This window comes from Pseudomonas sp. NFPP25 (genome assembly GCF_900116505.1).
In the GTDB taxonomy this organism is placed as follows: domain Bacteria; phylum Pseudomonadota; class Gammaproteobacteria; order Pseudomonadales; family Pseudomonadaceae; genus Aquipseudomonas; species Aquipseudomonas protegens.
The window spans coordinates 232896-255252 of sequence record NZ_FPBG01000009.1 but is presented as its reverse complement, the minus strand read 5'-3'; the positions used below and the strand labels follow the sequence as shown (position 1 = coordinate 255252).

At 63.0% G+C, this 22357-nt stretch carries 18 protein-coding genes; 11 read left to right on the top strand and 7 right to left on the bottom strand.

The genetic code is table 11. The features are described from left to right. Positions 1-141: 141 nt before the first annotated feature. The 4 genes from BM382_RS30160 to BM382_RS30145 all read left to right on the top strand — a co-directional run bounded on the left by BM382_RS30160 (position 142) and on the right by BM382_RS30145 (position 3657). Positions 142-630, top strand: a complete 489-nt coding sequence (locus BM382_RS30160) for a DUF3015 domain-containing protein (protein WP_011063564.1) — start codon at positions 142-144, stop codon at positions 628-630. A 92-nt stretch (positions 631-722) separates the two neighbouring features. Beyond that, complete coding sequence (locus BM382_RS30155) at positions 723-2576, top strand: Lnb N-terminal periplasmic domain-containing protein (RefSeq protein ID WP_026020072.1); 1854 nt, start codon at positions 723-725, stop codon at positions 2574-2576. Positions 2577-2735: 159 nt separating this feature from the next. Further along, on the top strand, positions 2736-3092 hold the full coding sequence (locus tag BM382_RS30150; RefSeq protein ID WP_011063566.1) for a hypothetical protein: 357 nt from the start codon (positions 2736-2738) through the stop codon (positions 3090-3092). 73 nt (positions 3093-3165) lie between these two features. Next, positions 3166-3657: a GreA/GreB family elongation factor gene (locus BM382_RS30145; RefSeq protein WP_019093992.1), complete on the top strand. Its 492-nt coding sequence runs from the start codon at positions 3166-3168 to the stop codon at positions 3655-3657. A 6-nt stretch (positions 3658-3663) separates the two neighbouring features. Here BM382_RS30145 and gdhA read toward each other — a convergent pair whose 3' ends face one another. Continuing rightward, positions 3664-5001 (bottom strand): NADP-specific glutamate dehydrogenase, encoded by a 1338-nt coding sequence (gene gdhA, locus BM382_RS30140; protein ID WP_019093991.1) that lies wholly within the window; start codon positions 4999-5001, stop codon positions 3664-3666. 287 nt (positions 5002-5288) lie between these two features. Then, entirely contained in the window at positions 5289-6953 is a 1665-nt protein-coding gene (gene ettA / locus BM382_RS30135; RefSeq protein WP_011063569.1) for an energy-dependent translational throttle protein EttA, read from the bottom strand. 342 nt (positions 6954-7295) lie between these two features. On the opposite strand from ettA, the gene BM382_RS30130 reads away from it, so the two are divergent. From BM382_RS30130 to BM382_RS30110, 5 genes are all read left to right on the top strand, one after another. Then, complete coding sequence (locus BM382_RS30130; protein ID WP_092137501.1) at positions 7296-11084, top strand: bifunctional diguanylate cyclase/phosphodiesterase; 3789 nt, start codon at positions 7296-7298, stop codon at positions 11082-11084. A gap of 196 nt (positions 11085-11280) precedes the next feature. Further along, positions 11281-12534 carry a serine hydroxymethyltransferase gene (gene glyA / locus BM382_RS30125; protein ID WP_019096025.1) on the top strand — a complete coding sequence of 418 codons (1254 nt, stop codon included), beginning with the start codon at positions 11281-11283 and terminating at the stop codon, positions 12532-12534. Positions 12535-12886: 352 nt separating this feature from the next. Beyond that, positions 12887-14200 carry a C4-dicarboxylate transporter DctA gene (locus tag BM382_RS30120; RefSeq protein WP_011063572.1) on the top strand — a complete coding sequence of 438 codons (1314 nt, stop codon included), beginning with the start codon at positions 12887-12889 and terminating at the stop codon, positions 14198-14200. Between the two features lie 79 nt (positions 14201-14279). After that, entirely contained in the window at positions 14280-14993 is a 714-nt protein-coding gene (locus tag BM382_RS30115; protein ID WP_041119954.1) for a FadR/GntR family transcriptional regulator, read from the top strand. A 35-nt stretch (positions 14994-15028) separates the two neighbouring features. After that, a complete protein-coding gene (locus tag BM382_RS30110; protein WP_011063574.1) occupies positions 15029-15724 on the top strand; it encodes a GntR family transcriptional regulator in 696 nt (231 codons plus the stop codon). Positions 15725-15730: 6 nt separating this feature from the next. Here BM382_RS30110 and yjiA read toward each other — a convergent pair whose 3' ends face one another. The 3 genes from yjiA to BM382_RS30095 form a co-directional block, all read right to left on the bottom strand. Beyond that, positions 15731-16702 (bottom strand): GTPase, encoded by a 972-nt coding sequence (yjiA, locus tag BM382_RS30105; RefSeq protein WP_019095101.1) that lies wholly within the window; start codon positions 16700-16702, stop codon positions 15731-15733. Positions 16703-16816: 114 nt separating this feature from the next. Beyond that, complete coding sequence (locus tag BM382_RS30100; protein WP_007937254.1) at positions 16817-17014, bottom strand: YbdD/YjiX family protein; 198 nt, start codon at positions 17012-17014, stop codon at positions 16817-16819. A 16-nt stretch (positions 17015-17030) separates the two neighbouring features. Further along, positions 17031-19097, bottom strand: coding sequence for a carbon starvation CstA family protein (locus tag BM382_RS30095; RefSeq protein ID WP_011063576.1), 2067 nt, complete (start codon positions 19095-19097; stop codon positions 17031-17033). Positions 19098-19313: 216 nt separating this feature from the next. Here BM382_RS30095 and BM382_RS30090 point away from each other — a divergent pair, with 216 nt between their 5' ends. Further along, on the top strand, positions 19314-19775 hold the full coding sequence (locus BM382_RS30090; protein WP_015637107.1) for a methyltransferase family protein: 462 nt from the start codon (positions 19314-19316) through the stop codon (positions 19773-19775). A 54-nt stretch (positions 19776-19829) separates the two neighbouring features. Further along, positions 19830-20198 carry a PilZ domain-containing protein gene (locus BM382_RS30085; RefSeq protein WP_011063578.1) on the top strand — a complete coding sequence of 123 codons (369 nt, stop codon included), beginning with the start codon at positions 19830-19832 and terminating at the stop codon, positions 20196-20198. Positions 20199-20205: 7 nt separating this feature from the next. On the opposite strand, the gene BM382_RS30080 is transcribed toward BM382_RS30085, so the two are convergent. Further along, a complete protein-coding gene (locus BM382_RS30080; protein WP_011063579.1) occupies positions 20206-20928 on the bottom strand; it encodes a hypothetical protein in 723 nt (240 codons plus the stop codon). A 40-nt stretch (positions 20929-20968) separates the two neighbouring features. Further along, entirely contained in the window at positions 20969-22336 is a 1368-nt protein-coding gene (radA, locus tag BM382_RS30075; protein ID WP_011063580.1) for a DNA repair protein RadA, read from the bottom strand. Between the last annotated feature and the right edge of the window lie 21 nt (positions 22337-22357).

The following is a 22357-nucleotide window of genomic DNA, read 5'->3' as shown; positions in this document are numbered from 1 at the left end:
GGTATTGTTTTGTAAATAGTTACGGAACCTGAGGAACCTGCCTAAACTCCAAACTGCGCGGCTGGATAGATAACCGGCCCACTGGCGCCCACACGGGCCAGTCTCCCTGTCCATTGGTATGCACACAAAGAGAACAACGCTATGAAACGGATTCTTCTCGGTACTCTTTTCACCGCTGTATCCCTCAACGCCATGGCCCAGGCGCCAGGCGGCCCGGATTGCGGCTGGGGCAACATGCTGTTCGAAGGCCAGCGCGGCACTCCGGCGCACTTCCTCGCATCCACCACCAACGGCACCTCAGGCAACGCCACTTTCGGCATGACCTCCGGTACCAACGGCTGCTCGACCAATGCCTCGCTGACCTATGGCGGCAAGTCCTGGTTCGCCATGAACGGCATGATGAACGAGCTCTCCGAGGACATGGCCAAGGGTCAAGGCGAAGCCCTGACCACCTACGCCGTGGTACTCGGTGTAGCCCCTGAGGATCGCGCGCACTTTGCCGCGGTTACCCACGAGCACTTCCAACAGATCTTCAGCAAGGCTGACGTGACCGCGGAAGATGTGCACACCAATACCCTGGCCGTGTTGAAAAACGACGCGCGCCTGGCCAAGTACGCAACCCCAGCTTAAGCTCGCCCCACCCGCTCCTCGCGAGGAGCGGGTTTTATTTTCCGGACCTTGCCCACCTTGGGTCTTTGTATTTCCGACTTAAGTTGCCCAACATGCTCAAACGCCTTGCCTACCTGGCGCTCTGTGTCTGCGCCCCGCTGTATGCCGCGCCTCACATCGACCCTCAACGTTTGCAGCAACTGGCCAATGACCCCTTCTGGATATCCATAGGTCACTACGAAACTGCCAAGCTCGGCGGCTGGCGCAGTTATGTCAGCGACCCGAAATTCTTCCTCGCTGCCGACGGTGCCCATCATCCCGACGCTGAGCTGGCCGCGACCCTTAACGCCCTCTACGCCCCCGCCGATGCGGGTGACCAGCATGCCCAGTGCGTCTACCCGTCCCGCACCCGCTGGCTCAAGGCGCAACTGGGCCTGAATGACTTGCCTGCGGTGGAGTGCGCCGAGTTCAAGCAATGGTTCAAGGATGTCTCGCCCCACAGCACGGTGATGATCTTTCCCGCGGCCTACCTGAACAGCCCCTCGTCGATGTTCGGCCACACCCTCCTGCGCATCGATCAGGCGGACGTACAGAGCAACAACACCGCGCTGCTCAGCTACGCAATCAACTTCGGGGCCTATATCGAGGGCTCGGACAACAGCATTCTCTACGCCTGGAAAGGCCTGATGGGCGGCTATCCGGGGCTGTTCGCTCTAGTGCCCTACCAAGAGAAGCTCTCGGAATACCGCAGCCTGGAAAACCGCGACCTGTGGGAATACCGCCTGAACCTGACCCAGGCCGAAACCGAACGCATGGTGGAGCATGTCTGGGAACTCAAGCAGATCAAGTTCGACTACTTCTTCTTCGATGAAAACTGCTCCTACCGGCTGCTGGAACTGCTGCAAGTGGCGCGCCCCAGCCTCCGCCTGACCGAACAGTTCCCGCTGACGGCGATCCCTACCGATACGGTCAAGGCAGTCAAGGACGCCGGGCTGGTGGAACGCATCGACTATCGCCCGTCCCGGGAGCGGGAGCTGCTGAGCCGCGCCCAGCCCCTGGACCCGGAAGAACAGCAATGGGTGCTCAAGGTCAGCGCTGACCAGAAGCAATTGCAGGCCCCTGAGCTGAAGGCTCTGCCCCGGGATCGCCAGGCCTTGATCGTGGATGCCGCCTACCGTCTTGAACGCTACCGGGCCAACGGCCTGGAACGAGATGCGCAGCGCTCGCAACGCAGTTTCGAACTGCTGCGGGCAATCAACCAGAACCCGGCACCGGAGCTGCAGATCCAGCGCCCCGGCCTGCCGGAAGACGGCCACCAGTCGCGCACCTGGCAGCTGGGAGTCGGCACCCGGGACGACAAGGCCTTCGCCGAGTACGGCCTGCGCATGGCCTATCACGACCTCAACGACAACGCCGAAGGCTTCCCCCTGGGGGCGCAGATCGAGATCCTGCAGATGAAGCTGCGCCAGTACGAAGGCAACCACTGGCAGTTGCAACAGTTGGACCTGGCGACCATCCGTTCCCTGACCCCACGCAACGACCTACTGCAACCCTGGTCCTGGCAGGTCACCGGCGGCCTGGAGCGAGTACCGGGCAAACACGACGACGAGACCCTGGTCAGCCACGTCAACGGCGGGGCCGGCGGCACCTGGCAGTTGGGCGAGGACACCCTGGGCTTTGTCCTGGGCACGGTGCGAGTCGAGCACAACGCCGACTTTGCTGGTTTCATCGCCCCGGCAGCGGGCTTCAACTCCGGGCTGCTGTGGAAAAACCCGCTGGGCAACTTCAGCCTTGAGGCCAAGGGCGACTACTTCACCAATGGCGAGGTACGCCGCAGCCTGAGCCTCAACCAGCAGTGGGAGCTGTCGCGCAACCTGGGCCTGCGCCTGAGCGCACAGCGGGAGTTCAGCCAACTGGCGACTCCGGTCAACGAGGTCATGCTCGAACTCAAGTGGTATCACTACTAAAGGCAGCCAGAGGCCGCTCTCAAGGGCCCTGGAAGGTGCTGCGAACCTTGTCGCAGCCTGCACCAGCGGCCACGGATAAATGGGTTGATCACCCGGCTTTCACGGCTTGCTGACAAACGCCCTTCTAGACTTCACGCAGAGGAAGCCTGGGAGACGAAAATGTGGCGGTACGGGTGGGCAGCGCTGTTGCTGGCGCTAGTCGGTGGCTGTGAATCAACCCATGAGCATCTGCTGGCGCAGGGCTATCCGCCGGCCTTTGCCGATGGCTTCGATGCCGGCTGCGTCAGCGGCCGCCAGGCGGCAGGCTCCATGAGCGGAGAGTTTCGCAAGGACGTACCGCGCTACCTCAAGGACGCGCAATACGCCGAAGGCTGGAACGATGGTTTCCGCCAATGCCAGGCCATGCTGGAGAACCAGGACCGCAACGAGTATCGAGAGCGGCACTGGGACGAGCGCGAGCGAGCCTGGCAGCAGGAAAAGGACCGCGATGCGGCCCGGGCCTATCGTTCGCCGTAGGTCGCTTTCAGGTAACCGCCCAGGTGAAAAGCCTGCAACCATGGTCCACCCGCCTCCCTTCAAGGAGAAAACCGTGAGCCGCGCTTTCGTCAATGAAGATCAAGCCGCCCAGGCCGAGCAGCCGGTGGAGCGCCAGATCAGCGCCCAGCCCAATTACGTCACGCCCCAGGGCCTTGCCGAATTGCAGGCCAGGGTTGCCCTGCTGCACAGCCAGCACAGCGAGCAAAACGACCTGGGGGATGACGCCGACAAGCAGCGAATGGCCGAACTTGAGCGCGACCTGCGCTATTTCACCCAGCGCCTGCACAGCGCCCAAGTGGTGACGCCGGCCAATTCAACCGACAAGGTGCAGATCGGCAGCCGGGTGACCTTCGCCGATGAACAGGATCGCCAGCAAAGCGTGCAATTGGTGGGGGAGGATCAAGCGGATGCGGCCAAGGGGCTGATCAACTGGGCCTCGCCCCTGGGTCGTGCCCTACTGGGAGCGCAACCGGGGGACGAAGTCCTGTGGCAAAGGCCGGCGGGCAATCAGTTGATCGAGATCATCCGCATCGAACCGGCCTGAGACGGTTCAGACCACGCCCTGGGCCAGCATGGCATCGGCGACCTTGACGAAGCCGGCGATGTTCGCACCCTTCACGTAGTTGATCCGGCCATTCTCTTCGCCATAGTGCACGCAAGCGTGGTGGATCGACTGCATGATGTTGTGCAGCTTGCTGTCCACTTCACCGGCGGTCCACAGCAGGCGCATGGCGTTCTGCGACATTTCCAGGCCACTCACCGCCACGCCACCGGCGTTGGACGCCTTGCCCGGGGCGAAGAGGATGCCCGCGTCGATAAAGATATCCACAGCCTCCAGAGTGGTCGGCATGTTGGCACCTTCGGCGACACAGGTACAGCCGTTGCGCAGCAGGGTACGGGCCGCCTCGGCGTCCAGTTCATTCTGCGTGGCGCAAGGCAAGGCGATATCGCACGGCAGGTCCCACGGAGTCTTGCCGGCACGGAACTCCAGGCCGAACCGGCTCGCCAGCTCGCTGATACGCCCACGCTGCACGTTCTTGAGTTCCAGTACCGCCAGCCACTGCTCTTCGCTCAGGCCCGACTCGCAATACAGGGTGCCTTCGGAATCGGACAGGGAGATCACCTTGCCACCCAGGTCCATGACCTTGCGCGCCGCATACTGGGCCACGTTGCCGGAGCCGGAGATGGCCACGCGCTTGCCTTCGACCCGATCACCGCGGCGCTTGAGCATTTCCTCGGCGAAGTACACGCAGCCAAAGCCCGTGGCCTCGGGGCGGATCAGGCTGCCGCCGTAGCTGATGCCCTTGCCGGTCAGCACCGACGTGAACTGGTTGCTCAGGCGTTTGTACTGGCCAAAGAGGAAACCGATTTCCCGGGCACCCACGCCGATGTCACCGGCCGGGACGTCAACGTCGGCACCGATATGCCGGTACAGCTCGCTCATGAAGGCCTGGCAGAAGCGCATCACCTCGGCGTCGCTCTTGCCCTTGGGGTTGAAGTCCGAACCGCCCTTGCCGCCGCCCATGGGCAGGGAGGTCAGGGAGTTCTTGAAGGTCTGCTCGAAGGCGAGGAATTTCAGCACGCCCATGTTGACCGAGGGATGGAAGCGCAGGCCGCCCTTGTACGGGCCGATGGCGCTGTTCATCTGGATGCGGAAGCCGCGGTTGACCCGGACCTTGCCCTGATCGTCGACCCACGACACGCGAAACACCACCGCGCGTTCCGGCTCGCAGATCCGCTCGAGAATACCGGAGCTCAGGTAGTGCGGATTGGCTTCGAGAAACGGCCAGAGGCTGCGCAGGACCTCTTCCACCGCCTGATGGAATTCAGGCTGGTCCGGGTCGCGTTTTTTCAGGCGGGCGAGGAAGTCTTCGACGGATTCGATCATGGGAAGTCTCGGCAAATTTATTGTCGTTAAGAAGAGATTTGCCCGGGACTTTATCAATTCAATCCGCACCGCGACAGCGCAAAATGTCGCAGATATGAATTTAAATGGTGCAATAAATATAAATAGCCCGGTTCTACAGGTGTTTTACGCACCGAATTGGTGACAAAAATTGACTGCTTTGCACTCACTTTGAACGTTGAGCCACGCCCCCGAATGAACCGCCCAGGTTTCTGCCAGGCATAAAAAAACGGAGCCCGAAGGCTCCGTTTTTTCAAGCAGCTGCCCGATCAGGCCAGCTTCTTGTGCCGTACCCGGTGCGGTTGCGCTGCGGCTTCGCCCAGGCGCTTCTTGCGGTCGGCTTCGTACTCGGTGTAGTTGCCTTCGAAGAACACCGCTTGGGAGTCGTCTTCATACGCCAGGATGTGAGTCGCCACCCGGTCCAGGAACCACCGATCGTGGGAGATCACAATGGCGGCGCCCGGGAAGTCCAGCAGGGCTTCTTCCAGGGAACGCAGGGTTTCGACGTCGAGGTCGTTGGACGGTTCGTCGAGCAGCAGGACGTTGCCGCCCTCCTTCAGGGTCAGGGCAAGGTGCAGACGGCCGCGCTCACCACCGGACAGGTCCTTGACGAACTTCTGCTGGTCGCCGCCCTTGAAGTTGAAACGGCCGACGTAGGTACGAGACGGGATCTCGTAGTTGCCGATGCGGATCTGGTCGGAGCCGTCGGAGATCTGCTGGAACACGGTCTTGCTGCCGTCCAGGTCCTCACGGCTCTGGTCCACGCAGGCAAGCTGCACGGTTTCACCGATCTCGATGCTGCCCGAATCCGGGGTTTCCTTGCCCATGAGCATGCGGAACAGGGTCGATTTACCGGCACCGTTACCGCCGATCACGCCGACAATGGCGCCCTTGGGCATGGAGAACGACAGGTTGTCGATCAGCACGCGATCGCCGTAGCCCTTGGTGACGTTCTTGAATTCGATGACCTTGTCACCCAGGCGCGGGCCGGCCGGGATGTAGATCTCGTTGGTTTCGCTGCGCTTCTGGAATTCCTGGGACTGCATTTCCTCGAAGCGTTGCAGACGAGCCTTGGATTTCGACTGACGGGCCTTGGCGCCTTTGCGCACCCACTCCAGCTCTTCCTTCATGGCCTTTTCATGGGCCGACTGCTGCTTGGATTCCTGGGCCAGACGGTCGGACTTGGCTTCCAGCCAACCGGAGTAGTTGCCCTCGTAAGGAATGCCGGCGCCGCGGTCGAGCTCGAGAATCCAGCCGGCAACGTTGTCCAGGAAGTAACGGTCGTGCGTGATCGCAACCACGGTGCCCGGGAAGTCGTGGAGGAAGTGCTCCAGCCAGGCGACGGAGTCGGCGTCCAGGTGGTTGGTTGGCTCGTCGAGCAGCAGCATGTCCGGAGCGGACAGCAGCAGGCGGCACAGGGCCACACGACGCTTCTCGCCACCGGACAGGTGCTCGACCTTGGCGTCCCAGGCCGGCAGGCGCAGGGCGTCGGCGGCCACTTCCAGCTGGCGCTCCAGGTTGTGGCCGTCGCTGGCCTGCAGGATGGCTTCCAGCTTGGCCTGCTCGGCGGCCAGCTTGTCGAAGTCGGCATCCGGCTCGGCATAGGCGGCGTAGACCTCGTCCAGGCGCGCCTGGGCGTCCTTGATCACGCTGACCGCTTCCTCGACCACTTCACGCACGGTCTTGGCCGGGTCCAGCTGGGGTTCCTGGGGCAGGTAACCGATGTTCAGGTCCGGCATCGGGCGGGCTTCGCCCTCGAACTCGGTGTCGACGCCGGCCATGATCTTCAGCAGCGTGGACTTGCCCGAACCGTTGAGGCCCAGCACGCCGATCTTGGCGCCAGGGAAAAAGGACAGGGAGATGTTTTTCAGGATTTCCCGCTTCGGCGGAACAACCTTGCCCAGCCGATGCATGGTGAAGACGTATTGAGCCATGGTGAACCTAGCGTCAGTGACAGATGAATAGAACGGGCCGGGCCCGGGCCAGGCCATGCGCTGCGCCGGCATTGACCATGATCAATACCGACGGGCGGAAAAAGCCTGATTGTCTGGAGCTGGAACGCTCCCGCGTAACCGGCAAAACTACCTCAATGCACGATCCAGGTCCAGCCAGGCGGGACTGGCACTTTGCCACAACTCAAGGCATGCTAGCCGCCCTTCGGGCGTCCGGCTTATAGTGCACGTCGCGCCAGCCCAGCCAAACCGCAGGATCACAGCTTGTTCAACGTCACTTCGCCAAAGCCCGCGCGCGCCGCTGCCCCCGGGCCGGCCTATCCTATGCGTGGCACACTCAAAGGCGCACTGGCGACGCTGGTGCTGTTGCTGCTGGCCCTGTTGTTCTGGCAGTTGCTCGATCAACTGCAACAGACCCGCCAGGACCAGCGTCAGCATGCCATCGACTACAGCGCCGACCTGGCCGACCACCTGAGCCTGAACCTGGCGCTCAACGCCCAGATCGCCCTCAATCTGCTGCCCATCATCGAGGCACCGCAAGACAGCCAGCAGCAACAGCAACTGCTTCAGAAACTCCAGCGCTCGCTGCCGGACGTACGCAGCTTTGCCCTGCTGGACAGCAAGGGGCAAATCCTCAGCGACAGCGCCACCGATAGCCAGGACGCCCTGTGGCTCGCCGAGCTGGTCCAGCGCAGCCGTGCCCAACGCTACTACTACAGCAACCCCGCCGATGGCTCGGTGGTGCATGTCCTGCTGCACCAGTCCAGCGGCGGGAGCCGCGGCTACTGGGTCCTGCGCCTGGCTCCAAGCTTTCTGCAGACCCTGGTGCGGCAAAGCGAAGAGGGCTTCAAGCCCACCTGGGTGATCGAGAACCGCCTCAGCCACCAGGTGATCAAGCGCGATGAGCGCAGCACTTCGACCCCAGGCATGCTGGATCCCGACGAAATGGCCAGCAGCGTACTGCTGGTGCCCCTGAGCAACAGCGACTGGCAACTGCGCGGCCTGTTCGACCAGCGGGCCGTGCTCGAGGCGCTGCTGCCGGCCTTCATTGGCAAGTGCCTGCTGGGCCTGGCCTTCTCCCTGCTGCCGGTGATCGCCCTGCTGAACATGCGCCGGCGCCAGCGCCAACTGCACGAAGGCCGGCGGCGCTATCAGGACATTTTCGAAGGCACCGGCGTGGCCTTGTGCGTCATGGATATCTCCGGGCTTCCAGGGTTGCTCGACAAGCACAACCTGCACAACAGCGACCAACTCAAGCGCTGGCAGGCCAGCGATCCTGGCCACCGCCTGCAACTGCTCAGTGAATTGCGCATCACCGAGGTCAACCAGGTTGCCCTGCGCCTGCTCAACGTCGAATCCAGCGAGCAGGCCTGGCAACTGCTGATCGAAGGCAGCCCGAAGAACGGCAACGCCATCGGCAGCCAGTTGCTCGAAGCCGTGATCAACCAGCAGAAACAGCTGGAACTGGAGATCAAGCTCAGCGACGCCCAGGGCAACGACCAGCATCTGTGGCTGGTCCTGCGCCTGCCCGAGGCCATCGCGGACTACAGCGCGGTGATCCTCAGCATCAGCGACATCACCAGCCGCAAGCTGATCGAACTTTCACTGCTGGAGCGCGAAGGGTTCTGGTCGGACGTGGTGCGCACCGTGCCCGATCACCTGTACGTACAGGATGTGATCAGCCAGCGGATGATCTTCAGCAACCACCATCTGGGCCAGACCCTGGGCTACAACAAGACCGAGCTGCACCAGATGGGCGAGTACTTCTGGGAAATCCTCCTGCACCCGGAAGACGCCGACCTCTATCACCGCCTGCGCCAGGAACAGCGGCATTCGGCCTACGCCCAACTCCTGCAATGCCAGTTGCGCTTCCGCCACCGCAGCGGCCAGTGGCGGCGCTTCGAGATCCGCGAGCAGGCCCTGGCCCGGGACCGCTACGACCAGGTGACGCGGATCATCGGCGTGGCCAAGGACATCACCGACCAGATCGAGGCCAGCGAGTCCCTGCGTGACAGCGAGCAGCGCTACCGCATGCTCGCCGAAAGCATCAGCGACGTGATCTTCTCCACCGACAGCAAGCTTTCGCTGAACTACGTCAGCCCTTCGGTGCACGCGGTGCTCGGCTACGACGTGGAGTGGATCTTCCAGAACGGCTGGCAGTCGACCATCGCCAACCCGCAGCAGCTGAGCGGCATCTACACCCTCATGGACCGGGTCAGCAAGGCCCTGGACAAACCCGAGCAACTGGCGCAATTGCGCAGCCAGGTGCAGACCCAGCTGTTCCTGTTCGACTGCCTGCGGGCCGATGGCCGCAAGATCCCCATCGAACTGCGCCTGGTACTGGTGTGGGACGAGCATGGCGCCTTCGAGGGCGTGCTCGGGGTCGGCCGCGACATCAGCCAGCAGCGCCGAGCGGAAAAGGACCTGCGCATGGCGGCCACGGTATTCGAGCACTCGACCTCGGCGATCCTGATCACCGACCCCGCCGGCTATATCGTCCAGGCCAACGAGGCGTTCAGCCGGGTCAGCGGCTACGCGGTGTCCCAGGTGCTCGACCAGTTGCCGAACATGCTCACCGTGGACGACCAGCAGGAAGCCCACCTGCGCTATGTACTCAAGCAGCTGAACCAGCACAGCACCTGGGAAGGCGAAGTCTGGCTCAAGCGCCGCAATGGCGAGCACTACCCGGCGTGGGTCGGGATCACCGCAGTGCTCGACGATGAAGGCGACCTGGCCAGCTACGTGTGCTTCTTCAGCGACATCAGCGAACGCAAGGCCAGTGAACAGCGCATCCACCGCCTGGCCTACTACGACGCCCTGACCCACCTGCCCAACCGCACTCTGTTCCAGGACCGCCTGCACACCGCCCTGCAATCGGCAGAACGACAGAAGTCCTGGGTGGTGCTGATGTTCCTCGATCTGGACCGCTTCAAGCCGATCAACGACTCCCTGGGCCATGCCGCCGGCGATCGCATGCTCAAGGAAATGGCCACGCGCCTACTGGGCTGTGTCGATGAAGACGACACCGTGGCACGCATGGGCGGCGACGAATTCACCCTGCTCCTACAGCCGCGCTCCAGCCGTGAGATGGCCCTGAACCGGGCGATCCATGTGGCCGAGCAGATTCTCGCCAGCCTGGTCAAACCCTTCGTCCTCGAAGGCCGCGAGTTCTTTGTTACCGCCAGTATCGGCATCGCCCTGAGCCCCCAGGACGGCAACGAGCTGAGCCAGCTGATGAAGAACGCCGACACCGCGATGTACCACGCCAAGGAACGCGGCAAGAACAACTTCCAGTTCTACCAGGCGGACATGAACGCCAGCGCCCTGGAGCGCCTGGAACTGGAAAGCGACCTGCGCCACGCCCTGGAGCAGGAAGAATTCGTGCTTTATTACCAACCGCAGTTCAGCGGTGACGGCAAGCGCCTGACCGGCGCCGAGGCGCTGCTGCGCTGGCGCCACCCGCGTCGCGGCCTGGTACCGCCGGGTGACTTCATTCCGGTGCTCGAAGAACTGGGGCTGGTGGTGGATGTGGGCGACTGGGTGATCAGTGAAGCCTGCCGCCAGCTCAAGTCCTGGCACCAGGCCAAGGTGCGGGTGCCGAAGGTTTCGGTGAACATCTCCGCCCGGCAGTTCTCCGACGGCCAGCTGGGCATGCGCATCGCCACCATCCTCAAGGACACCGGCCTGCCACCGGCGTGCCTGGAGCTGGAACTGACCGAAAGTATCCTGATGCGCGAAGTCAGCGAGGCGATGCAGATTCTCGATGGCTTGAAGAACCTCGGCCTGAGCATCGCGGTGGACGACTTCGGCACCGGCTACTCATCGCTGAACTACCTCAAGCAGTTCCCCATCGACGTGCTGAAGATCGACCGCACCTTCGTCGACGGCCTGCCGTCCGGCGAGCAGGATGCGCAGATCGCCCGCGCCATCATCGCCATGGCCCACAGCCTGAACCTGGCGGTGATCGCCGAAGGCGTGGAAACCCACGAACAGCTGGAGTTCCTGCGCGAACATGGCTGCGACGAGGTCCAGGGCTACCTGTTCGGCCGGCCGATGCCGGCCAACCGCTTCGAGGCGCAGTTCAGCAACGACGCCCTGTTCATGTTCGACTAACATCCCCTGCTTGCGTAATTGCCGGCCTGCCGGCGAAGGCGGTCTCAGGGGCCTCTTCGCTGGCAAGCCAGCTCCTATACAAGCCCGTACCCAAGTGAAGGCCACTTGTCTGCGACATGATGTCCTTTCATATGCCATCTAAAACCCATTGGGTTAGAATGCCTCCCTTTTCTGCCCCCGATCCTTGAGGACCGCCATGTTCAGCCGTGATTTGACTATTGCCAAGTACGACGCCGATCTCTTTGCCGCCATGGAGCAAGAAGCTCAGCGCCAGGAAGAGCACATTGAGCTGATCGCTTCGGAAAACTACACCAGCCCAGCGGTGATGGAAGCTCAAGGCTCGGTACTGACCAACAAGTACGCCGAAGGTTACCCGGGCAAGCGTTACTACGGCGGCTGCGAATACGTCGACGTGGTTGAACAGCTGGCCATCGACCGCGCCAAGGAGCTGTTCGGCGCCGACTACGCCAACGTCCAGCCACACGCCGGCTCCCAGGCCAACGCCGCGGTCTACCTGGCCCTGCTGCAAGGTGGCGACACCATCCTGGGCATGAGCCTGGCCCACGGCGGTCACCTGACCCACGGTGCTGCCGTTTCCTCCTCCGGCAAGCTGTACAACGCTGTTCAGTACGGCATCGACGCCAACGGTCTGATCGACTACGACGAAGTCGAGCGCCTGGCCGTCGAGCACAAGCCGAAAATGATCGTGGCCGGTTTCTCCGCCTACTCGCAGATCCTCGACTTCCCGCGTTTCCGCGAAATCGCTGACAAAGTGGGCGCCTACCTGTTCGTCGACATGGCCCACGTGGCCGGTCTGGTCGCCGCTGGCGTCTACCCGAACCCAGTACCATTCGCCGACGTGGTCACCACCACCACCCACAAGACCCTGCGCGGTCCACGTGGCGGCCTGATCCTGGCTCGCGCCAACGCCGACATCGAGAAGAAGCTGAACTCCGCCGTATTCCCTGGCGCCCAGGGCGGCCCACTGGAGCACGTGATCGCCGCCAAGGCCATCTGCTTCAAGGAAGCACTGCAGCCTGAGTTCAAGGCTTACCAGGAACAAGTGGTGAAGAACGCCCAGGCCATGGCCGAAGTGTTCATCGAGCGCGGTTTCGACGTGGTGTCCGGTGGTACCAAGAACCACCTGTTCCTGCTGTCGCTGATCAAGCAGGACATCTCTGGTAAAGACGCCGACGCCGCTCTGGGCAAAGCCTTCATCACCGTGAACAAGAACTCCGTGCCAAACGATCCACGCTCCCCGTTCGTCACCTCCGGCCTGCGCTTCGGTACTCCGGCCGTGACCACTCGTGGCTTCAAGGAAGCCGAGTGCAAGGAACTGGCCGGCTGGATCTGCGACATCCTGGCGGACCTGAACAACGAAGCGGTGATCGACGCTGTGCGTGAGAAGGTCAAGGCCATCTGCAAGAAGCTGCCGGTATACGGCGCTTAATCAGCCCGCAGACTGCAGCAGAAAAAGCCCGGCCCAGTGCCGGGCTTTTTTGTGCCCGCAGGGCCGCGGCGACAGGCGGTGAAAGGAGACTGCGAGGTCTTGCGAACGCAAGATGCCCGGGCGGCTGGCCCGGCCGATCGCAGCCTGCGACACCGGCTACAGTGGCCAGAGGAGGAAAAACCACTGGTCAGACCGGTAAAGCCAATCTGCACCCTCCCCCTTGTAAACCCATAAAACCCGAGCGTAGACTGCGCCTGCACTGGACATACCGGTAAGACCACAATAATTAAGTCCTCCATCCGCTGCGCATCCCCCGCGCACGGCAGACAGGACACCGACCAGGATTCCCCCCATGCTCAGATGGTGCTCGCGTTCGATTTTCCTCCAGGTTGTCCTCGGACTGATGCTCGGCATCGTGTGCGGACTCACCCTCCCCGAATACTCCTCCCAGCTCAAACCCCTAGGCGATGGTTTCATCAAGCTGATCAAGATGCTGATCGGGCTGATCGTGTTCTGCGTGGTCGTCAGCGGCATCTCCGGTGCCGGCGACCTGAAGAAGGTCGGCCGCATCGGCCTCAAATCAGTGATCTACTTTGAAATACTCACCACCATCGCCCTGGTGATCGGCCTGGTCATGGCCTTCAGCACCGGCATCGGCAGCGGCGCCAACATCCATCTGGAGCAACTGTCCACCGCGGACATGGGCGACATCGCCCAGCGTGGCCAGCACATGCACACCACCACTCAGTTCCTCATGGACCTGATTCCCACCTCGGTGATCGGTGCCTTCGCCGAGAACAACATCCTCCAGGTACTGCTGTTCTCGGTGCTGTTCGGCAGCGCCCTTAACCTGGTGGGTGAAGCCGCCTCGGGCATCTCCCGGCTGATCAACGAACTGAGCCATGTGATCTTCCGCATCATGGGCATGATCGTGCGTCTGGCGCCCATCGGCGTGTTCGGTGCCATCGCCTTCACCACTAGCAAGTACGGCCTGGATTCGCTGCAGCACCTGGGCAGCCTGGTGGGGCTGTTCTACCTGACCTGCTTTGCCTTCGTCGCGGTGATCCTGGGCCTGGTGATGCGTTTGTCGGGCCTGCGCATGCTGCCCTTTCTCAAGTACCTGCGCGAAGAGTTGCTGATCGTCCTCGGCACCGCTTCCTCCGACGCGGTGCTGCCGCAGATCATGCGCAAGCTGGAACACCTGGGGATCGGCAGTTCCACCGTAGGCCTGGTGATTCCCACCGGCTACTCGTTCAACCTCGACGGCTTCTCCATCTACCTGACCCTGGCCATCGTCTTCATTGCCAACGCCACCGGCACTCCGCTGTCCATGTCGGACCTCTTGACCATTCTTCTGGTGTCGCTGATCACCTCCAAGGGCGCCCACGGCATCCCCGGCTCGGCGCTGGTGATCCTGGCGGCAACCCTGACTGCAATCCCGGCGATTCCGGTGGTGGGCCTGGTGCTGGTGCTGGCGGTGGACTGGTTCATGGGCATTGGCCGCGCCTTGACCAACCTGATCGGCAACTGCGTGGCCACCGTCGCCATCGCCCGCTGGGAAAAGGACATCGACGTGCAGCGGGCCAACAAGGTGCTCAGCGGCCAGCAGGGCTACACCTTCCAGGCCCGAAAACCGGTGACCGGCGCCCACCAGCAGGAATTTTGACCCGATCTTGTGCCTGTCATCGGCAGGCACAACACTCGGCGCGGCAACAGCGCGCTATTAATCGTTCATGGAGTCAACAGTGATCAGCTCGTCAACAGTGGTGAATTCAGTGGTAGAAAAGCTCCGGGCCGCCCTGGCCCGCGGCCAGTGGCGCTCCGGCGACATGCTGCCAGGGCAACGCGAATTGGCCGAGCAACTGGGCATCAGCCGCCCCAGCCTGCGCGAAGCGGTGATCGTCCTGGAGACCCTGGGCCTGGTGCGCTCCATGCCCGGCAAAGGCGTGGTGGTGCTGGACACCCCCCTGGACGAAGCGCAGGGCAGCGACAGTGCAGTGGCCGGGGCCAGCCTCGAAGACGTGCTGCAACTGCGCTACACCCTGGAGCCCTTCATCGTCGGCCTGGTGGCGCAATCCATCAGCAGCAAGGAAGTCGGCCAGTTGCGCCTGACCCTGATGGACATGCGCGAAGCCCTTGAAGCCGGCGACAGCGAAGCCGGGGTCAACGCCTACATCGCCTTCCACGAGGAACTCTTCACCCTGACCAGCAACCCGATCTTCCAGAACGTGGTGCAACAGACCAGCAATGCCCTCAAGCAAAGTGCACAGATCCTGCGCAATTCACCGGAGCACCTGGCCGAACGCCTGGAAGAAAACGAGGCGGTGGTGCGGGCCATCCGCAACAAGAACAGCGCCCTGGCCAGCGCCGAGATGCGCCGGCACATCCTCCAGGAAGGCCAGCGCATGGGCATCGAACTGAATATCCCGGACGATCACCTGGGCAACAGCGCCCAGTAATCCCCCCGAGTCAGCAACCGGACTGGAGACAGGCCATGGTCAGCTACGCCCTGAAAAACAATCCCTTCACCCGGGTGGCCAGCCTGCCAAGGCGCCCGCGGGGCGAAAGGAAGCTGCTGGTGGATGATGTCTACCCGCAGATCTTCGACGCCATTCTCGAACAGCGCATCGCTCCCGGCAGCCGCTTCACCGAAGACAGCCTGGGGCAGGCCTTCGGCGTCAGCCGCAGCATAGTGCGCCAGGTCCTGGCGCGGCTTTCCCATCAGCAAGTGGTGATCCTGCGGCCCAATTACCGGCCCCAGGTGGCGGCGCCGGACCTGGAACAGACCCGGCAGATCCTGCATGCCCGGCGCCTGACGGAAATCACCCTGGTGCGCCTGGCCTGCCAGCAGCCCCGGCGCCAGTTGCAACCCTTGCGCGAGTTGATCGCCCAGGAGCGCGAGGCCATTGCCCGCGACCAGCGCGGGCCGGCTATCCGCCTGTCCGGGGAGTTCCATCTGCAACTGGCGGAAATCGCCGGCAACGGGCCCCTGGCACAGTTCCTCGGCAGCCTGGTGCCCCTGACCTCACTGGCCATCGCCCAGTTCGAGGGCCAGGCCCGCAACTACTGCTCCTGGCAGGAACACTCGAAGATCATCGATGCACTACAGGAGGCCGATGCCGAAAAGGCCGAAACCCTGATGAACCAGCACCTGGCGCACCTGGAGCAGCGCCTGCTGGGCGGCCTGTAGCCGCCATCAGCCCGCGAGCATCCGCTCGAACCCCTGCCGGATCTTCTCTTCCGGCAGATCGTCGGCAATGAACACCATCACGCTCTCGCGCACTTCGCCTTCGGCCCATTCGCTGTCCCAATCGAAGCCATAGAGCTTGAGCACGCCCTGGAACACCATGCGCCGGGGCTCGTCGATAACGCTCAGCACACCTTTGTAGCGCAGCAGTTGCTTGCCGTGGTCTTCCAGCAGCTCATTCATGAATTCGCTCAGGCGATCCAGGTCCAGGGCTTGCTCGGTGCGCAGCACCAGGCTGGAAATCCGGTCCACTGACGGCGCCTTGCTCACTGGCCGCAGGCTGAGACCGCCCCCCAGGTCGGCATTGAGATTGAACCCCCGCACATCCAGCAGTTCGGCCAGGTCGATCTGGCCGTGCTCCACCAGGCGGATCGGTGCCCGGCGGTTGATCCGGGTCAGGCGCTGGCCGAGGGCTTCGAAAGTCGCCTCGTCCACCAGGTCACGCTTGCTCACCAGCAGCCGGTCGGCAAAACCGATCTGCGCCTGGGCAATGGTCTGGGTCAGGTGGAACTCGGCGTGCTTGGCGTCCACCAGGGTGATGATGCCGTCGAGGATATAGCGTTCGCGCAGTTCCTCATCGATGAAGAAGGTCTGTGCCACCGGCGCCGGATCGGCCAGCCCGGTGCACTCGATCACCAGCCGGTCAAAGGCGATCTCGCCGCTGTCCAGACGCTCCAGCAACAGGTACAGGGCCTTGGTCAGGTCGGTGTGGATAGTGCAGCAGACGCAGCCGTTGGACAGGGTCATGACCTGTACCGGCTGCTCGCCCAGCAACTGGGTGTCGATGCCGGCATCGCTGAATTCGTTCTCGATCACGGCGATTTTCAGGCCGTGCTCGGCCTTGAGCAGGTGGCGCAACAAAGTGGTCTTGCCGGCGCCAAGAAAACCGCTGAGCACGGTCACGGGAATAGGGTTGTGCAAAACAGGATCTCCCACGCATAAAAACGTAGAAGCCGGCTTGTCGGCGATGGCGTCCGAAGAACCGCTATCGCCGGCAAACCGGCTCCTACAGGGGTGTAGCTCAAACGCTGTGTTTCAACAGCACTTCGGACCGCCCTTGCCGCCGTATCGCGCCTCCTGGCGTTCCCGGAAGAACGCCTCGTACGACATCACCGGCTTGTCCGGGTGCTTGGTTTGCATATGCTCGACGTAGTTGTCGTAGTCGGGCATGCCGACCATCAGGCGCGCGGCCTGACCGAGGTATTTACCGAGGCGACTCAGGTCATTGAACATCGTTGCAATCCTCGAGTTACGCGTCCGGCACGGCCTGATAGGGCGATTCTTTATCCGTACGCTCCTTGCTGCCCCAGGCGGCGATGCCGACCTTGAGCGCGTAGAACAGGATGCTGAACACCACCAGCAGGAACAGGGCTGTCAGGGTCGCGTTGGTGTAGGCGTTGAAGATCACGTGCTGCATCTGCGTGATGTCCTTGGCCGGAGCGATGATCTGGCCGTTGGCCATTGCATCGCTGTATTTCTTCGCCAGCGACAGGAAGCCGATCGCCGGGTTGGCGTCGAACAGCTTGATGAAGCCTGCGGTGGTGGTGCAGATCAGCAGCCACACAGCCGGCAGCAGGGTGACCCAGATGTAGCGCTGGCGCTTCATCTTGATCAGCACCACGGTACCCAGCATCAGGGCGATACCGGCCAGCATCTGGTTGGAGATGCCGAACAGCGGCCACAGGGTGTTGATGCCGCCCAGAGGATCGATCACGCCCTGGTACAGCAGGTAGCCCCAGAGCGCCACGCAGCCTGCGGTGGCAATCAGGTTGGCGGTCCACGACTCGGTGCGTTTCAGCGCCGGAACGAAGGAACCCAGCAGGTCCTGGAGCATGAAGCGCCCGGCACGGGTACCGGCGTCCACCGCAGTGAGGATGAACAGGGCTTCGAACAGGATCGCGAAGTGGTACCAGAAGGCCATGGTGTTCTCACCCGGCAATACATGGTGGAGGATCTGCGCGATCCCCACTGCCAGGGTCGGCGCGCCGCCGGCACGGGCCAGGATGGTGTTTTCACCGATGTCCTTGGCCACCGCCTGCAGTTGGTCCGGGCTGATCGCAAAGCCCCAGCTGCTGACAGTCTGGGCTACCGCCACCACGTCGCCGCCGACGATGGCCGCCGGACTGTTCATGGCGAAGTACACGCCCGGCTCGATCACCGAGGCCGCGACCATGGCCATGATCGCCACGAAGGACTCCATGAGCATGCCGCCGTAGCCGATGTAGCGGGCGTTGGCTTCGTTATCCAGCAGTTTGGGCGTGGTGCCCGAGGAGATCAGCGCATGGAAGCCGGAGACCGCGCCACAGGCGATGGTGATGAACAGGAAGGGGAAAAGGCCGCCTTTCCATACCGGGCCGGTGCCGTCGGTGAACTGGGTCAGGGCCGGCATCTTCAGCTCGGGCATGGTGATCAGGATGCCGATCGCCAGAGCGATGATGGTGCCGATCTTGAGGAAGGTCGACAGGTAGTCCCGCGGTGCCAGGATCAGCCACACCGGCAGTACTGCCGCGACAAAACCGTAGCCGATCAGCATCCAGGTGATCTGCACGCCGGTGAAGGTGAACATCTTGCCCCACACCGGATCCGCCGCCACCTGGCCACCCAGCCAGATGGAGCCGAGCAACAGCAGCACGCCGATCAACGAGATCTCACCAATGCGGCCCGGGCGGATGTAGCGCATGTACACGCCCATGAACACCGCGATCGGGATGGTCGCCATCACCGTGAAGATGCCCCACGGGCTCTCGGCCAGGGCCTTGACCACGATCAGCGCCAGCACCGCGAGGATGATGATCATGATCAGGAAGCAGCCGAACAGCGCGATGGTCCCCGGGATACGGCCCATTTCCTCACGGACCATGTCGCCCAGGGAACGGCCGTTACGCCGGGTGGACAGGAACAGCACCATGAAGTCCTGCACCGCACCGGCCAGGACCACCCCGGCAATCAGCCACAGGGTGCCGGGCAGGTAGCCCATCTGCGCCGCCAGCACCGGGCCCACCAGGGGGCCTGCGCCGGCAATGGCCGCGAAGTGGTGACCGAAGAGGATGTGCTTGTTGGTAGGGACGTAGTCCAGACCATCATTGTTGACCACGGCGGGCGTGGCCCGGCCCGGGTCCAGCTGCATCACGTTGTTGGCAATGAACAGACTGTAATACCGGTACGCCACCAGATAGATGGCCACGGCGGCGACCACAATCCACAAGGCGTTGATCGCCTCGCCGCGACGCAATGCAACTACGCCAAGGGCGCAAGCTCCTACGATTGCCAGCAGCAGCCAAGGAACATGGCGCAACAGGCTATTATTATTTTTCATTTTTTTATTCCAGCCAGGAGGATAGAAAAACCGCGTTTCGAGTGTAGCGCTACTGCTCTTAAAGACCACCCCCCACGTTGGTCTAGAGCCTTCTTTTAACTTATGAGGGCGGTTTTTCTTGCTCCCGATCTGCCTGAGCGGCGCCCGCCAGGAAAAAACCGGAACCCTGGGCACTTGCCGACAGTCGCACGCTTGAGCCCTGGTGCAGGAACCTCCATGTCAACGCCACCCGAACAACCGCCATTGCCACCGCCACTCCTGTATTTACTGTGCCTGACCCTGGCGCTGTTTCTCAGCGGCTGGCTGCCCTTGCCGCTGCCGGTCAATAACGGCGTGCGCAGCCTGGCAGTGATCCTGATCGTCTTCGGGCAGGGCTTGTCGTTCTGGGCCATGTGGCGTTTCCGGCAACAGCGCACCACCTCCAGCAACTTCGACCAGCCCGACCAGTTGCTCCGCGATGGCCCCTTCGCCATCTCGCGCAACCCGATCAACCTGGGCGACACCCTGGGCTACTGCGCCATTGCCCTGCTGCTGGGCAACCTGTGGCCCTGGCTGTTGCTGCCGGGGCTGCTGTACCTGATGAACCGCACGGTAATCCGCCCGGACGAGAGACAACTGCTGGAGCTCTTTGGCCAGCCCTACCGTGACTACTGCCGCAAGGTCCGGCGCTGGTTGTAGCGACAGGCGCGAACCGGGGTCTATAGTTCAGGGCACCATGCAGAGGGCCAGCCCATGACCGAGCAACACGACGACCGCCGACGCTTCAAACGCATCGCCTTCGATGCCCGGACCGAACTCAGCCAAGGCACCCACCGCTGGCCGGTACGGCTGCTGGATCTTTCACTGAAGGGCCTGCTGATCGAGCGCCCCGACCCATGGCTGGGCGACCCGGCGCGCCCCTTCGAGGCCGACATTCACCTGAGCTCCGACGCGGATGTGCGCATGGACGTACAACTGGCCCATGACAATAAGGGCCAACTGGGCTTCGTCTGCCTGCACATCGGCCTGGAGTCCATCGAGCACCTCAGGCGCCTGATCGAATTGAACCTGGGAGACCCCGAGGAGCTGGAGCGCGAGCTCGGGGCCTTGATCGATATCTAATGGCCTTTCAGGGAAACAGCGCGGGCTCGGGAAACTCGCTTTCCGTGTCCCAGTAACCCGCCTGCTGGCGCGTGGCGACAGTCCACTGGCCATCGGCATAACGGAAGGTGCGATAGGTGGTGACGAACTCTTCGTTCTCCATCGATGAAGCGGACGACACCTGCTGGATGCTTTCCGTGCCGCCACCAACGGACGGTACGATCTGCCAGGCCGCCTTGCCGGTCTGGGCAAATACCAGTGGCTGCTTCTCCGCGCCCTCCCCCTGGCACAGCACCGGGTCCAACTGATTCTGTTCCGGCATCAGCACTTGGGTGGCCGGGCCGCTGTAGCTGCCCATGGGAGCGGTCTGGTCGATGGTCAGGAAAAACGCCGGGGACGGCAGGCCGTTCAGCGGTGCCTTTTCCACGGTGGCCATCGGGTAGCCCAGGGACTTCTGCGCCAGTACCTCGCCGCTATCGGACACCAGGCGCGCCTGGGCTCCCAACGGCGCGCTCGGCTGATCCCCCTCCGGCTCGGCAAAGCTGTCGGCGTCCAGGCCATTGCCCCAGCTATCGGCATGCAACTGGGGGGTGATGCGCACATCCTCCAGCACCTCCAGCACCGAACCGTCGCCCACCAGCACCTGCTGGGCAATCCGATAGCCTTCCGGCACCTCGGCCGGCTGTGCCAGGGCCAGGCCGCAATAGCCCAGCAACCCCCAACCCAACACCCGCCCCCTGAATCCGCTCATGGCCATATCACCTGCTTCCTTTCAAAAAAGACCTGCATGCTTACTCGAAAAGTGCATCCAGCGCCTGCTCCAGGCGGGTCACGGCAATGATCTTCAAGCCCGGCGGCGCCTCTTTCGGCGCGTTGCCCTTGGGCACGATAGCTCGCTTGAAGCCGTGCTTGGCCGCTTCCTTCAAGCGCTCCTGACCGCTGGGCACCGGGCGCACCTCACCCGACAGGCCGACTTCGCCAAACACCAGCAGGTCATGGGGCAACGGACGGTTGCGCAGGCTCGACATCACGGCGGCCATCAACGCCAGGTCGGAGGCGGTTTCCAGCACCTTGACCCCGCCCACCACGTTGAGGAACACATCCTGATCGTGGGTGGGGATGCCGCCATGGCGATGCAGCACCGCCAGCAGCATGGCCAGGCGGTTCTGGTCCAGGCCCAGGGTCACCCGGCGCGGGTTGGCCAAGTGGCTGTCATCCACCAGCGCCTGGACCTCCACCAGCATCGGCCGGGTGCCTTCCCAGGTGGCCATCACCACGCTGCCCGGAACCTCTTCCTGGGCACGAGTGAGGAAAATCGCCGAAGGATTGGAGACTTCCTTCAATCCGCGGTCAGTCATGCCGAATACACCCAGCTCATTCACCGCACCGAAACGGTTCTTCACCGCCCGCAGCAAGCGCAGGCGCCCGTCGGATTCGCCTTCGAAATACAGCACGGTGTCCACCATGTGCTCCAGCACCCGCGGCCCGGCCAGGGCGCCTTCCTTGGTCACGTGGCCGACGAGGAAGATCGCCGTGCCGCTCTGCTTGGCGTAGCGCACCAGCAAGGCCGCGCTCTCGCGCACCTGGGACACGCCGCCCGGGGCCGACTGCAGTTGTTCGGTGAAAATCGTCTGGATCGAGTCGATCACCATGACCTTGGGTTTTTCTACCCGGGCCGTGGCGATGATGGTTTCGATGCAAGTCTCGGTCATCACCCGCAGTTGGTCCTGGGGCAGGCCCAGGCGCCGGGCGCGCATCGCCACTTGCTGCTGGGATTCCTCACCGGTGACATACAGCGCCGGCATGCGCGTGGCGATATTGCACAGGGTCTGCAGCAGGATGGTCGACTTGCCGATCCCCGGATCACCACCGATCAGCACCACCGAACCGTCCACCAGGCCGCCGCCCAGCACCCGATCGAGTTCACCGGAAGCGGTGGAGAAACGCGGGATTTCCTCGACGCTGACTTCCGCCAGGGTCTTGATCTGCGCCTGCTGCCCGGCCCAGCCGGTGCGCCCGGCAGGTGCCGCCGCGCCGCCGCTTTCGATCATGGTCTCGGTCAGGGTGTTCCAGGCCCCGCACTCACCGCACTGCCCGGCCCATTTGGGAAAGGTGGAGCCGCACTCGGTGCAGCCGTACATGCGCTTGGCCTTGGCCATCTGAACCCCCGGCAAAAACCG

What these genes read in the sequence shown, in the direction of transcription:
- BM382_RS30160 (WP_011063564.1), top strand. Translation starts at nt 142, where the DNA reads ATGAAACGGATTCTTCTCGGTACTCTTTTCACCGCTGTATCCCTCAAC.
- BM382_RS30155 (WP_026020072.1), top strand. Translation starts at nt 723, where the DNA reads ATGCTCAAACGCCTTGCCTACCTGGCGCTCTGTGTCTGCGCCCCGCTG.
- BM382_RS30150 (WP_011063566.1), top strand. Translation starts at nt 2,736, where the DNA reads ATGTGGCGGTACGGGTGGGCAGCGCTGTTGCTGGCGCTAGTCGGTGGC.
- gdhA (WP_019093991.1), bottom strand. Translation starts at nt 5,001, where the DNA reads ATGATCGAATCCGTCGAAGACTTCCTCGCCCGCCTGAAAAAACGCGAC.
- ettA (WP_011063569.1), bottom strand. Translation starts at nt 6,953, where the DNA reads ATGGCTCAATACGTCTTCACCATGCATCGGCTGGGCAAGGTTGTTCCG.
- BM382_RS30130 (WP_092137501.1), top strand. Translation starts at nt 7,296, where the DNA reads ATGCGTGGCACACTCAAAGGCGCACTGGCGACGCTGGTGCTGTTGCTG.
- glyA (WP_019096025.1), top strand. Translation starts at nt 11,281, where the DNA reads ATGTTCAGCCGTGATTTGACTATTGCCAAGTACGACGCCGATCTCTTT.
- BM382_RS30120 (WP_011063572.1), top strand. Translation starts at nt 12,887, where the DNA reads ATGCTCAGATGGTGCTCGCGTTCGATTTTCCTCCAGGTTGTCCTCGGA.
- BM382_RS30110 (WP_011063574.1), top strand. Translation starts at nt 15,029, where the DNA reads ATGGTCAGCTACGCCCTGAAAAACAATCCCTTCACCCGGGTGGCCAGC.
- BM382_RS30100 (WP_007937254.1), bottom strand. Translation starts at nt 17,014, where the DNA reads ATGTTCAATGACCTGAGTCGCCTCGGTAAATACCTCGGTCAGGCCGCG.
- BM382_RS30095 (WP_011063576.1), bottom strand. Translation starts at nt 19,097, where the DNA reads ATGAAAAATAATAATAGCCTGTTGCGCCATGTTCCTTGGCTGCTGCTG.
- BM382_RS30090 (WP_015637107.1), top strand. Translation starts at nt 19,314, where the DNA reads ATGTCAACGCCACCCGAACAACCGCCATTGCCACCGCCACTCCTGTAT.
- BM382_RS30085 (WP_011063578.1), top strand. Translation starts at nt 19,830, where the DNA reads ATGACCGAGCAACACGACGACCGCCGACGCTTCAAACGCATCGCCTTC.
- BM382_RS30080 (WP_011063579.1), bottom strand. Translation starts at nt 20,928, where the DNA reads ATGAGCGGATTCAGGGGGCGGGTGTTGGGTTGGGGGTTGCTGGGCTAT.
- radA (WP_011063580.1), bottom strand. Translation starts at nt 22,336, where the DNA reads ATGGCCAAGGCCAAGCGCATGTACGGCTGCACCGAGTGCGGCTCCACC.